This window comes from Pelomicrobium sp. G1 (assembly GCF_051905455.1).
Classification (GTDB): Bacteria; Pseudomonadota; Gammaproteobacteria; order Burkholderiales; family UBA6910; genus Pelomicrobium.
Genome location: NZ_JBQACR010000002.1, coordinates 97,439 through 110,012 on the forward strand (window position 1 = coordinate 97,439; position 12,574 = coordinate 110,012).

Sequence of the window (12,574 nt, forward strand, 5' to 3'; positions counted from 1 at the left end):
TTTGCAGCCTCAGGTGCGGCGCGTGCATTCAGCGGCCGCCACGATACACGATGAACGCCATCCCCTGACTCTGGGTGTAGTTGTCGTAGCCGATCAGGCGCACCAGATGCCCCGGGTTGGCGCGGTGGCAGGACTCGAGCTCGGCCATGATGCGCTCCACCGACGTTTCGCCGAAAAACGGCAGCTTCCAGAGGTACCAGTAGTGCGAAAACGCCTTCTCGGGCTCCGTATGCTCGATCGCCGGATTCCAGCCCTGGTTGACAAGGTACTGGATCTGCTTGCGGATCTTGTCCGGCGTCATGGGGGGTAAGTAGGAGAAGGTCTCGCCCCTGCGCTCGGTCGGTTTGTACGGTTGAATCTCAGGCATACGCTCTCACCTCGTCTCGATAGTTACGAACGACCCGTCGCGCATTTACGCGGCCGCATCGAGCTTGTCCACGACGTCGAATTCGAATTTGATTTCTTTCCAGGTTTCCATCGCCATCTTGAGCTCGGGGCTCGCCTGCGCCGCCTCGGTGAGGATTTCCTTGCCTTCGCGCTCGACCTGCCGTCCTTGGTTGCGGGCCTCGACGCATGCCTCCAGAGCCACGCGGTTAGCATGTGCGCCAGCGGCGTTGCCCCATGGATGGCCGAGCGTGCCTCCGCCGAACTGAAGCACGGCGTCATCGCCGAAGATGCTGACGAGCGCTGGCATATGCCAGACATGAATGCCGCCCGAAGCCACCGGCATGACCCCCGGCATGGAACCCCAGTCCTGATCGAAGAATATCCCGCGGCGCCGGTCTTCTGGAATGAAAGACTCGCGCATGATGTCGATCCAGCCAAGCGTAGCCTGGCGGTCGCCCTCGAGCTTGCCCACTACGGTACCCGCATGCAGGTGGTCACCGCCGGAGAGCCGCAGACATTTCGCAAGCACTCGGAAGTGAATCCCGTGATGCGGATTACGGTCGATTACGGCGTGCATCGCGCGGTGGATGTGAAGCAGCATTCCATTTTCGCGGCACCAGTTGGCGAGTCCCGTGTTCGCCGTGAAGCCTGCGGTCAGGAAGTCGTGCATGATGATCGGCGCCCCCAGCTCCTTGGCGAATTCCGCGCGCTTGTACATCTCCTCGGGCGTCGGGGCGGTAACGTTCAAATAGTGACCCTTGCGCTCGCCGGTCTCGGCTTCGGCCTTTTGCACCGCCTCCATCACGAACTCGAAGCGCTGACGCCAGCGCATGAAGGGCTGCGAGTTGATGTTCTCGTCGTCTTTGGTGAAGTCGAGCCCTCCGCGCAAGCACTCGTAGACGGCACGGCCATAGTTTTTGGCCGATAGACCGAGCTTCGGTTTGATCGTGCAGCCGAGGAGCGGACGGCCGTACTTATTCAGCCGGTCACGCTCGACCTGGATACCGTTGGGGGGCCCACCGCACGTCTTGACGTAAGCGATGGGAAAACGGACGTCTTCGAGGCGCAGACTGCGGATAGCCTTGAAGCCGAAGACGTTGCCGACGAGCGAAGTCAAGACGTTGACCACCGATCCTTCCTCGAACAGATCGATCGGATAGGCCACGAATGCGTAGAACGCGCTGGGGTCTCCCGGCACCGGCTCGATCTTGTAGGCCCGGCCCTTGTAGTAATCGAGGTCGGTCAAGAGGTCGGTCCAGACCGTAGTCCAAGTGCCGGTCGAAGATTCGGCGGCGACAGCCGCGGCGGCCTCCTCGGGTGGGACGCCCGGCTGGGCCACCACCTTGAAGCAAGCGAGCAGATCGGTATCCAGCGGCACGTAATCCGGGGTCCAGTAGGCTTTGCGATACTCTTTAACACCGGCTTGATAGGTTTTTTCAGCCATGGATCGACTCCTGCAATTGTCAAACCGCCACGTCGCCCTGCTTCGCAGGCAGGTGCGCGCGTAACGCCATTCCAGTGGCGCAACCCGTGCCATGCGCGTTCGGGCGTATTTCCAGGCGCGGCGTCCGCCCTACTCGTTCGCAACAGAATAGTGACGACGCGCGAGATAGAAAAATAAATCTTTGCAATCTCATTCATAGACTTCCATCTATGGATCAAGACGCATCGGACGGCTACGACTCCAGACGCTGCACCGCCTTCGCACCCGCCGACGCCGCGATCGCCGGCCATGGCGTCGCGCTAACGGTTATAGAATTCGCGCCGGTTAATCGGCGTTCAAAGGCCAGGATCGGTGCAGCCCCCCCCAGCCTGAGCGGGAGCTAACTACGGGAGTGCCGACACTGCCGATCCGCATCGGTTATCGCGTGGCATCCTATAGATAAAAATAAATTTAATGAATCACGAATATTTATTTCATCCCCCCACGCCAGCGCCATAGGATTAACGGGATTCATGATAGCGGTGAGCCATCATGTTCGGATTGTCCAACATTCTGATTCCACCGATTTTGTTCTTTGCGCTCGGCTTTTTTGCCAGAGTGATCCGATCGGATTTGCGTTTTCCACCCGACCTGGCCAAGGCGCTGTCCGTCTACCTGCTCGTGGCCATCGGTATCCACGGAGGAAACGAGCTCGTACGCGTGGATCTCTTGACGGCGCTGAACGCGGTTCTCTGGGCGATCGTGCTCGGGCTAACGCTTCCGGTCATCGGCTACGCAGTGCTGATCGCCACGCGCAAAGTCGACGCGCTCAATGCCGCGGCCATCGCTGCGCACTACGGCTCAGTGAGCGCCGGCACGTTTTTGACAGCGATCGCGTACCTGGAAAGCAGCGGTATCAAGTACGAGAGTTATCCTGTCATTATGCTTGCGGTGATGGAATCCCCCGCCATCGTCGTCGGATTGCTGCTGGCGGGCTGGTCCCGGCACCGGCTGGGTATCGTGCTCAGCGACGGAAGCGTGGCCGCCAACGGTAATCATATGGGCGCGATCCTGCGCGAGGCTTTCACGAACGGCAGCGTCGTGTTGTTGGTGGGATCCATGCTGATCGGCGCCATTGCGACACCCAAGGCTTTGGAAGCGATCAAACCTTTCGTGAACGAGATCTTTATGGGCGTTTTGTGCTTGTTCTTGCTAGAGATGGGTCTGGAGGCGGCACGCCGTATCGAGGATTTCCGCCGCGTGGGGCTTTTGCTGGTGGCCTTCGGCATTCTCATGCCTCTGTTCGGCGCACTGATAGGGGTGCTGGTCGGCCACGCGGCGCTCGGCTTCAGCGTCGGCGGAACGACCTTGGTGGCCGTGCTGGCGGCGAGCGCCTCCTACATCGCGGTACCTCCTGCCATGCGCTTGGCAGTGCCTGAAGCCAACCCTTCGCTCTACCTCACGCTCTCGCTCGGCGTGACTTTTCCCTTTAACGTCATTTTCGGCATACCGCTCTATTACTACCTTGCCACTGTGGTGGCAGGGAGTTAGGCTATCGATATGCAAAAATCGACTTTAACGCTCTTCCCCGCTTGGGAAAGTGCGGAGCAGGATGGTGGGGAAAATCCAACGGGCGGTCGCCCGCTCCTCCAACGCCCCTCTCGCAGAGGCAGGGAAGTCAGAAAAGCCGTTTCGCTTACAACACGGTGCTGCGAGAATGAACCATGAAGCCCATAGAATACAAAAGACCGCTGGAATACAAGAAACTGCTTACCATCATCGCCGCCCGCGAGCTCGAAAAGATGATCATCGAGGCCGCCCGTCGGCGCGGCGTAGGCGGCTACACGGTGGTACAGGCGAGCGGGGCCGGCGCCTCTGGCATCCAGTCGGGGATGCTCGATAGCGACTCGAACATCCTCATCTACATCATCCTCTCAGAAGCGCGTCTCCTGTCCGTCCTTGAAGACTTAGATGAAATGATCCGCCGCGGCCACCGGCTCAAGGCGATCGTGTCGGACATCGCCATCCTGCCGCGCAAACCCGCGGGCGGTCCGCTCGGCTAGCCGACAGAACCCGGCGGAGGAAATGATTGGAAGTTCCATAGGTATAATTGCCACTCCTTTAATGCTTGGCCTCCTTGCCCCGGTCTTCGTCGCAGCAGTCTGCCAAGGCTTCCCATGCCCGCTCACCGCTCCAACCCGTCATCCGGGCGACGCCCGCGACCAAGGAGCCCAGAACCGGAATGCCGTGCCGTGAGTGATGTCGGATCATTGTCAGGGCAGACTCCGGGCCGGGCAGTCGGAACTGCGGCGCGCGCAAGGCCGGCGGGCTATCTCGCGCGCCATTCCACGCTGCGGCAACTGCAGGTGTTCGAAGCCGTTGCTCGCCTCGGCAGCTTCACGCGCGCGGCCGAGGAGCTGTTTCTGGCGCAGCCGACGGTGTCAATGCAGCTCAAGAAGCTCACGGATACGATCGGACTGCCGCTGCTCGAGCAAGTGGGGATACGCATCCAGCTGACCGACACCGGGCGCGAGGTGTATGCGGCCTGCCAGGAGGTGCTCGGGGCATTGGCCAACCTCGAGATGAAGCTCGCGGACATCAAGGGGCTTAAGCGTGGCTACCTGCGCCTTGCCGTTATCACCTCCGCCAAGTATCTTGCGCCGCATCTTCTAGGCCGGTTCTGTCGGCTTTACCCGGGCGTAGAGGTGTCGCTCAAGGTCACCAACCGCGAGCGCCTGCTGGAGCGGATCGCCAACCACGGCGACGACCTGTACATCCTGGGGCAGCCGCCGCAGGGGTTGGAAGTCGAGGCCTATCCGCTGATTCCGAACCCGCTGGTCGTGATGGCCGCCCGCAGTCATTCGCTGGTCAACGTGGCCAACATCCCCCTCAAGCGGCTGCTCGAAGAGCCTTTCATCATGCGCGAACCCGGTTCAGGCACGAGGGATGCCCTCCTGCGCCTATTCGAGACCAAAGGTCTCCCGGCGCCGGTCGCACGCATGGAGTTCGGCAGCAACGAAGCCATCAAGCAGGCGATCGTGGCCGGGTTGGGTATCTCCGTGCTGTCTCTGCATTCGCTGGTCCTGGAAGGCACGTCCGGGCCGATCGCCATCCTGGACGTTCAGGGATTTCCCATTCAGCGGCACTGGTACGTCGTGTATCCGAAGGGAAGAAAGCCATCCGTCGTCGCCCAAGCCTTCCTGGAATTCGTCAAGCAGGAGGGGCGGCATATCGCGGAGAACCTGGACAAGGAAATGGAGAAGATCCGGCGGTTGCGGTCTACCAAACCCAGGAAAAGAGAAAAGCCGCTCGCCAAGGACAATTGACGCTGGTCCGCTCCCTCTTCACATCCAGCCGCCAAGACATAGCAATGAAAGATCAAACCCTGGAACCGCATAAGCCGCAGTTTCCCTCCGCACCCCATCAGGCGCGCAAGGCCGCCAGCGTCGATGAAGCGCTGGCGGCTGCGCAGGAATTGAAGCCCATGGTCGGGGTCGTGCGACGGCTCGCCCGCGAGCGACGCGCCGCTCTAGCCCGGCGAGGCAAGATGGCGTTGCCGCCGGAAGAACGCTAAGGCGCAGTGAACGGCCCCGGACCTGCGCCACTGGACACCAGCCAGCGCAAAGCAGGCCCCTCAATGGCCATAGCCCAGCCACCGCACGAGCCTGGTCGAAAGCACCACAGCTAGTAGGGCCAGCGCCCAGGTACCCAGATTCAAGGGAAAAGGGAAGCTGATGCGCGCTCGATCCTTCTCCAGGCCACACTTGATCGCCCCGTGCCGCCCACTGGGCCACCATCCCGGCGGTCCAGCGCACCCGCTCCGCGAGGCCGCCGAAGGCCCGGCGCCGCCGGAAGAGATCGCCGATGCCGTGGACGATCCCGCTGGCGGAGAGCCTGAGGATCGCCTCGGCCACGGTGGCGGCATCGAGCTCCGCGGCGTCGAACAGGGCGTCGTATTCGGTGAAGCGGAACTCGGGCCGAATCTCCGGCTGCCAGCGGATCTGCCAGCCCGTGTCCTTCTCCTGATGACCCACCCCGTGGATGCACAACACCCGCAACGTCCGTCCCGCCATCGTCCGCCTCCCTTTGTTCTGCCCGCCGCCCCGCTAAAGAGGCAATGCTCAACAAATAATAGCTGCCGGCAGCCCGGCCGGCGGGGGTTAGCGGGATGGCGTGTCCCGGTCGAGCCCCAGTTCCTGGATCTTGCGGGTGAGGGTGTTGCGCCCGAGCCCGAGGAGCTGGGCGGCTTCAATGCGCCGGCCGCCGGTGTGCTGCAGCGCCTTGAGGATCAGGGCCTTTTCGAACTCGCGCCCGAAATCGTCCATGAGGCCGCTCCTGCCCTGGTCGAGGGCGCTCTGCACCTCGCTCTCCAGCGCCGCGATCCACCCCGACGACAGGCTCGGCGCCGGCTCCCGCCGGAACTCGGGGGGTAGATCGGCGATGTCCACGTTCTGGCCGGGGGCCATCACCGTGAGCCAGTGGCATAGGTTCTCCAGTTGCCGCACGTTACCCGGGAAGTCGAGCCCGGAGAGATACTTCAGCGCCGCCTCCGACAGCCGCTTGGGCTCCACCCCCAGCTCGCGGGCGCTTTTCTGCAGGAAATAGCGGGCGAGCAAGGGAATGTCCTCGCGCCGTTCCCGCAGGGGCGGCAGCCGGAGCCGAATGACGTTCAGGCGGTGGTAGAGGTCTTCGCGGAACAAGCCTTCCTTGACCCGCTGCTCCAGGTCCTGGTGGGTGGCGGCGATGACCCGCACATTGGCCCGGATGGACTGGTGTCCCCCCACCCGGTAAAAATGGCCATCGGAGAGTACCCGCAAGAGGCGCGTCTGCAGGTCCAGCGGCATGTCGCCGATCTCGTCCAGGAAGAGCGTCCCGCCCTCGGCCTGCTCGAAGCGTCCCCGGCGCTGGGTCTGGGCCCCGGTGAAAGCGCCCCGTTCGTGGCCGAAGAGCTCCGACTCCAGCAGATCCTTGGGGATCGCTGCGGTGTTGATGGCGACGAAAGGCCTCGCCGCCCGGGGACTGTGCCGGTGAAGCGCCCGGGCCACCAGCTCCTTGCCGGTGCCGCTCTCGCCGGTGATGAGTACGGTGGCCTGGGAATTGGACAGCCGGCCGATGGCGCGGAAGACCTCCTGCATGGCGGGCGCCTGGCCGAGGATTTCCGGGACCTCGCCGCCTTCTTCCCCTGCTTCCGCCTGGCGCAGGCTCTCCGCTAGGGCCCGGCGGATGAGCTCTACGGCGTGATCCACGTCGAACGGCTTGGGCAGATACTCGAAGGCGCCCCCCTGAAAGGCCGAAACCGCACTCTCCAGATCGGAGTAGGCGGTCATGATGATGACCGGCACCCGGGGCAGGCGCTCCTTGAGTCCTTTCAATAGCTCCAGGCCGGAGCCGCCGGGCATGCGGATGTCGGTCACCACCACGCTGGGGGCGTCGGCCTGCAGGGCCGCTTCCGCTTCCCGGGCGGAGGCAAAGGTCCTGAACTCGATGCCTTCCCGGCCGAGGGCTTTCTCGAACACCCAGCGGATCGAGCGGTCGTCGTCGATGATCCAGACAGGCTTCATGGATCTAGCGCGAAACGCGGTGCGGGGCCCGTCTGCGCCCTCCGCAACTCGCCGTTGTCCTTATGTCAACGTCATGCATTGCGAACGTGGTTCAGCAGCGGCAGCACCAGGGTGAAACAGGTGCGCCCGGGCGCGCTTTCCCACTCGATGGTGCCGTGGTGCTGGGCCACGCAGTGGTGGGCCAGGGCGAGCCCCAGCCCGTGGCCGTCCTCGCGCCCTGATACCAGGGGCAGAAAGAGCTTGTCTCGCAGCGCCTCGGGGATGCCGGGGCCGTCGTCGATGATCTGCACCGTGAGGGCGAGGCGATGGAGCCTCCTCGCCACCGTGACCTGCCGCGCCGCCCGGGTACGCAGGGTGATGGTGCCTTGGCCCTTGAGGGCCTGGGCGGCGTTGCGCACGATGTTGAGCACCGCCTGGATGAGCTGCTCCCGGTCGCCGGTCAGCTCGGGCAGGCTCACGTCGTAGTCCCGCACCACCTGGAGGCCCGAGGGATATTCGGCCAGGATGAGGCTGCGCACCCGCTCCAGCACTTCGTGGACGTTGAGGGGCGCAAAGCGGGGTCCCCGGTTGGGAGCGAGCAGCCGGTCCATCAGCGCCTGGAGCCGGTCCGCTTCCTTGATGATCACCTGGGTGTACTCGTGCAACGCGGGAAGCTCCAGCTCCCGGTCCAGGAGCTGGGCCGCGCCGCGGATGCCCCCCAGGGGATTCTTGATCTCGTGGGCGAGGTTACGGATCAGCACCCGGTTGGCCAGGGTCTGGTTGAGCATGCGCTCCTCCCGGTCGATCTTCAAGTGCTGATCGATCTGCTGGAACTCCAGCAGCACCTGGAGATCCTCGAGTTCCACTGGGGTCACGCTGCAGCTCACGTGCAGCCACCCGTGGGACGGCAGCATGAGGGCCAGATCGTGCTCGATGTAGGTGCTGCGCGCCTTGCGCGCTTGCTCGATCGCCGCCAGCAGTTGCCCGCACTCGGGGAACAGCTCGCCGATCCGGCGCCCCTGGAGCTGCTTGCGGCTCAGGGCGAAAAGGTTCTCGGCGGCGGGATTGGCGTAGCCCACCTGAAGCTCCTCTTCGAGCAGCAGCACGGCGGTGGCGAGGAGGTCGAGGCCCGGAAACGGTGCGGACGACATAGCTTGCAACACGATAGACTGGGTTTAGCAATTTCCACGCCACTCGCAGCGCGGGCGGGGTAAGGCGGCGGGGCGCGACGTCAGCGCGGCAGCAGGGAAAGCTCGTATTGGAGGGCGTTCACGTTCTGCTCGTGCAACCGCACCGCGTCCGCCAGAGCCTGGGGTGCGGAGGCCTGTGCCGACCGAGCTTGTGCAAGCGCCCTGCGGGCCTGATCGAGCAGTCGGGTCTCCGTGGCAAGTTCCTGCTCTAGCACCTGCCGACGCAACGCGTCCCGCTGGCGCTGCTCCTCCCGGGAGATCCGGGGGAAATTGGCCGGGGTAGGCGTCGTCCGGGGAGTTGGCCTGGGGGTTGGCCGGGCCGCGGATGGAGGCGGCAGGGAGGAGCCGGTATCGATGTCCAGCTTGATCGCCCCCTTGCGGGGGATATTGGTGAAGGTGATCCGGCCTTCCTCGTCTACGTACTTGTAGATGTCGGCCTGGGCCGCCCATGGGACGGCCAGCAACCATGCGGCCACCACCCCCCGGCGGATCATTGCCCCTGGCCCTGTTGCGGCTGCGGCGCCGGGCTGGCGCTCGACTGGGCCGCCTCTAGTTCCCGCTTCAAGGCCGCCACGTTGCGCTCGATCTGGGCGACTTCATCGCTCAGTCGCTGGATCTTTTCCTCGTAGCGGGCCACCGCCCGGCCGATGCCGCCGCTGGGCGTGCGGAACGTCTCGGGCCGATTGCGTTCCTCCTCCAGAGTCTTGCGGGCGGCCTCCAGCTTCTTTTCCTCCTCCGCCAGCGCCTCCTGCAACTGGGCGACCCGGGGGTCTATCTTGGGCGACCCGGGCGGTAGCGCCTTGGGCGGCTGGATGGTGGTGAGGGGGGCGAGTTCCAGTTTTTTGGCCCCCGGGATGGGGGTATTGGAGTAGGTGACGCGCCCGTCCTTGTCCACGAGCTTGTAGATCTCGGCCTGCCCGGGGAGCGCCGCCACGGCCAAGACGGCCGCCAGCATCACGGGGGCTCGAAACGGAAGGCGCAGGGCAGGAAGATTCATAATCGACGCGAATGGCGCTTTCTAAGTCTGCGCCGATAAAAGACTAATTTCAAGACGCTCGCCCGGACGGTCCGATCGGCGGCGGAAAGCGGTGGTTGTACGGCATATACTCCCCAGTCCACCCAAAACCGCTCAAAAAAAACCAGGGCGGGGTCTTCCCGCCCTGGTTTGGTGCATTCAGGGTCAAGCGCTGTAGTACATATCGAACTCGATGGGATGGGTAGTCATGCGGAAGCGCTGCACCTCTTCCATCTTGAGGGCGATGTAGGAATCGATGAAGTCGTTGGAGAACACGCCCCCCCGGGTCAGGAACTCCCGGTCGTTGTCCAGGTATTCCAACGCCATTTCCAGGGACGAGCACACGTTGGGAATGGACTTGGCCTCCTCGGGCGGTAGGTCGTACAGGTTCTTGTCGATCGGGTCGCCCGGATGGATCTTGTTCTGCACCCCGTCGAGCCCGGCCATGAGCATGGCGGCGAAGGCCAGGTACGGGTTGGCTGTGGGGTCGGGGAAGCGCACCTCCACCCGCCGCGCCTTGGGGCTCGCCACGTGGGGGATGCGGCATGCGGCCGAGCGGTTGCGGGCCGAGTAAGCCAGGTTGATGGGCGCCTCGAAGTGGGGCACCAGCCGCTTGTAGGAGTTGGTGCCCGGGTTGGTGATGGCGTTGAGCGACCGGGCGTGCTTGATGATGCCGCCGATGTAGTAGAGGGCGAAGTCGGACAGGCCCGCGTAGCCGTTGCCGGCGAAGAGGTTCTGGCCGTCCTTCCAGATGGATTGATGGCAGTGCATGCCGGAGCCGTTGTCCCCCACCACCGGCTTGGGCATGAAGGTGGCGGTCTTGCCGTAGGAGGCGGCGGTCATCCACACCGTGTACTTGAGGATCTGCATCCAGTCGGCGCGCTTGACCAGGGGCGCGAAGCGGGTGCCGATCTCGTTCTGGCCGGCGGCGGCCACCTCGTGGTGGTGCACTTCCACCTCCACCCCCTGCTGCTCCAGCGCCAGGCAGATGGCGTTGCGGATGTCCTGCAGGGTGTCCACCGGGGGCACGGGGAAATAGCCTCCCTTCACCGGGGCGCGGTGGCCCATGTTGCCCCCTTCCGGCTCGTCGCCGGAAGACCAGGGGGCCTCCTCGGAGCGGATCTTCACGAAACAGCCGGACATGTCCACCTTCCAGGAGACCGAGTCAAAGATGAAGAATTCGGGCTCGGGGCCGAAGTAGGCCGTATCCCCCAGGCCGGTGGACTTGAGATAGGCCTCCGCCCGCTTAGCGATGGTGCGTGGGTCCCGGTCGTAGCCCTTCATGTCGGAGGGTTCGATCACGTCGCAGGTGATGTTGAGCGTCGGCTCGTCGGTGAACGGGTCCATGCGCGCGGTGTCGGGATCGGGAAGCAGCAGCATGTCGGAAGCCTGGATCCCCTTCCACCCCGCGATCGAAGAGCCGTCGAAGGCGTGGCCGGTCTCGAATTTCTCTTCGGTGAAGTGCTTGACCGGCACGGAAACGTGCTGCTCTTTGCCGCGGGTATCGGTGAAGCGGAGGTCGACGAACTTGACCTCGTGATCCTTGATCATCTTGAAAACATCGGCTACCGCCATGGTGCTCTCCTCAAGAGGGATGTTGCGAAAAAATCAAAAGGCGACCGGCTGCCCGATATCCGTGCACCGTGAACCATTAACCGTGCGCGACCAACCCGGAGGCCGCCCAGCCGCCTGACCGATGCCCGACCGAATAGCAGGTTCCATGCCATACAGGAAAAGAAATTTTTCATTCTGCCACAACGAAATAAGCCCGCCTAGCGCCTAAGCATGCACCAAAATTGTGCGTACCTGGCACTGCTTGCACCATTACAGTGCATCCAATCGTCGCAGAACGATAGAGCGGAAAAAAGGGTCGTCCCGCAACAAAGCGTCGATCTTCCGCTGCAGGCGGGCCACCCGGTCCGGGTCGCTGCAAAACGTCCGATCCAGATGGATCTCGGCCTCCACTTTCCCGTTCAGGTAATGGAGCACGGTTTTCTGGTTTTTCGGCAGCTCCCCTTCCAGCCGCTCATCCAGATGGCGGAGCAGGGTGGCCCGGTCCGGCAGGTCCAGGCTGGGCCGGACGACGGCATCGTCCTCGGGATCGATATGCACCATGACGTCCAGCACGTTGTGCTGGGCCAGCACCCGGCTTCTGGCCCGCTCGGCGATGTGGTGGCCCTCGGACACGCTGATCCGGGGGTCCACCAGGATATGGGCGTCCACCAGGGCCTGGCCGGCCATGCGGCGGGTGCGCAGCTCGTGCACCCCGCGCACTCCAGGGGTGGAGAGGAGGGTGGCGCGGATCTTGGCCAGCTCCTCTTCCGCAAGCCCCGTGTCCACCAGCTCTTCCAGGGCCCCGTAGCCCAGCCGCCAGCCCATGTGCACGATCATGAACCCCACCACGGCGGCCGCGAGCAGGTCGAGAAACGTGAGCCCGAGCAGGTTTCCCGCCACCCCCACCAGAACCACCAGGGAGGAAGCCGCGTCCGAGCGGGAGTGCCAGGCGTTGGCCGCCAACATCTGGGAGCGCAGCCGCCGGGCCACCGCCATCAGGTAGCGGAAAAGCCCCTCCTTGGCCACCAGGGTTAGGAAGGCGATGGCCAGGGCCGCCGGGTGAACCCGGGCCAGGTTCCCCGGGTCCTGCAGCCGCATCCCCGCGGCCAACATCAGGGCGACGCCCAGCCCCACCAGGAAAATACCCAGCATCAGGGTGGCGGCCGTCTCGATGCGGCGGTGGCCGTAGGGGTGGTCCCGGTCCGCCGCCTTGGCGCCCTGGCGGTTGGCCCACAGCACCAGGAAGTCCGACAGCAGGTCCGACAGGGAATGCAGGCCGTCGGCGATGAGGGCCTGGGACCGGGCGAAAAAGCCGACCACGATCTGCACCACCGTGAGCGTCACGTTGACCGCTATGCTCACCAGGGTGCTGCGGCGGGCGGCCTCGTAACGGGCCAGGTCGCCGGCGACAAAGGGAGAGGCGGCTTCAGGCGGAGCGTTCATCGGGTGATAGAATACACGCCTC

At 64.0% G+C, this 12,574-nt stretch carries 12 protein-coding genes; 4 read left to right on the forward strand and 8 right to left on the reverse strand.

Annotation, left to right across the window (positions count from 1 at the left end):
* Window positions 1–28: 28 nt before the first annotated feature.
* The gene (locus ACTFO6_RS02545) at window positions 29–367 is read right to left on the reverse strand and encodes a ribulose bisphosphate carboxylase small subunit (protein WP_439932880.1); all 339 of its coding nucleotides are present in this window, start codon (window positions 365–367) and stop codon (window positions 29–31) included.
* Between the two features lie 45 nt (window positions 368–412).
* The gene (locus ACTFO6_RS02550) at window positions 413–1,831 is read right to left on the reverse strand and encodes a form I ribulose bisphosphate carboxylase large subunit (protein WP_439932881.1); all 1,419 of its coding nucleotides are present in this window, start codon (window positions 1,829–1,831) and stop codon (window positions 413–415) included.
* Between the two features lie 531 nt (window positions 1,832–2,362).
* Here ACTFO6_RS02550 and ACTFO6_RS02555 point away from each other — a divergent pair.
* The 4 genes from ACTFO6_RS02555 to ACTFO6_RS02570 all read left to right on the forward strand — a co-directional run bounded on the left by ACTFO6_RS02555 (window position 2,363) and on the right by ACTFO6_RS02570 (window position 5,384).
* Window positions 2,363–3,361, forward strand: a complete 999-nt coding sequence (locus ACTFO6_RS02555; RefSeq protein WP_439932882.1) for a sodium-dependent bicarbonate transport family permease — start codon at window positions 2,363–2,365, stop codon at window positions 3,359–3,361.
* A 173-nt stretch (window positions 3,362–3,534) separates the two neighbouring features.
* Entirely contained in the window at window positions 3,535–3,873 is a 339-nt protein-coding gene (locus ACTFO6_RS02560; protein ID WP_439932883.1) for a DUF190 domain-containing protein, read from the forward strand.
* 207 nt (window positions 3,874–4,080) lie between these two features.
* Window positions 4,081–5,136 (forward strand): LysR substrate-binding domain-containing protein, encoded by a 1,056-nt coding sequence (locus tag ACTFO6_RS02565; protein WP_439933089.1) that lies wholly within the window; start codon window positions 4,081–4,083, stop codon window positions 5,134–5,136.
* A 44-nt stretch (window positions 5,137–5,180) separates the two neighbouring features.
* The gene (locus tag ACTFO6_RS02570; protein WP_439932884.1) at window positions 5,181–5,384 is read left to right on the forward strand and encodes a hypothetical protein; all 204 of its coding nucleotides are present in this window, start codon (window positions 5,181–5,183) and stop codon (window positions 5,382–5,384) included.
* Window positions 5,385–5,970: 586 nt separating this feature from the next.
* On the opposite strand, the gene ntrC is transcribed toward ACTFO6_RS02570, so the two are convergent.
* From ntrC to ACTFO6_RS02600, 6 genes are all read right to left on the reverse strand, one after another.
* Window positions 5,971–7,371, reverse strand: coding sequence for a nitrogen regulation protein NR(I) (ntrC, locus tag ACTFO6_RS02575; RefSeq protein WP_439932885.1), 1,401 nt, complete (start codon window positions 7,369–7,371; stop codon window positions 5,971–5,973).
* Between the two features lie 71 nt (window positions 7,372–7,442).
* The gene (gene glnL, locus ACTFO6_RS02580) at window positions 7,443–8,501 is read right to left on the reverse strand and encodes a nitrogen regulation protein NR(II) (protein WP_439933090.1); all 1,059 of its coding nucleotides are present in this window, start codon (window positions 8,499–8,501) and stop codon (window positions 7,443–7,445) included.
* Between the two features lie 80 nt (window positions 8,502–8,581).
* Window positions 8,582–9,034, reverse strand: a complete 453-nt coding sequence (locus ACTFO6_RS02585) for a DUF4124 domain-containing protein (RefSeq protein WP_439932886.1) — start codon at window positions 9,032–9,034, stop codon at window positions 8,582–8,584.
* Window positions 9,031–9,537: a DUF4124 domain-containing protein gene (locus tag ACTFO6_RS02590; protein ID WP_439932887.1), complete on the reverse strand. Its 507-nt coding sequence runs from the start codon at window positions 9,535–9,537 to the stop codon at window positions 9,031–9,033. The genes ACTFO6_RS02585 and ACTFO6_RS02590 overlap by 4 nt, the downstream gene beginning before the upstream one ends.
* A gap of 183 nt (window positions 9,538–9,720) precedes the next feature.
* Entirely contained in the window at window positions 9,721–11,130 is a 1,410-nt protein-coding gene (gene glnA / locus ACTFO6_RS02595; protein WP_439932888.1) for a type I glutamate--ammonia ligase, read from the reverse strand.
* A 249-nt stretch (window positions 11,131–11,379) separates the two neighbouring features.
* Entirely contained in the window at window positions 11,380–12,552 is a 1,173-nt protein-coding gene (locus tag ACTFO6_RS02600) for a cation diffusion facilitator family transporter (RefSeq protein ID WP_439932889.1), read from the reverse strand.
* Between the last annotated feature and the right edge of the window lie 22 nt (window positions 12,553–12,574).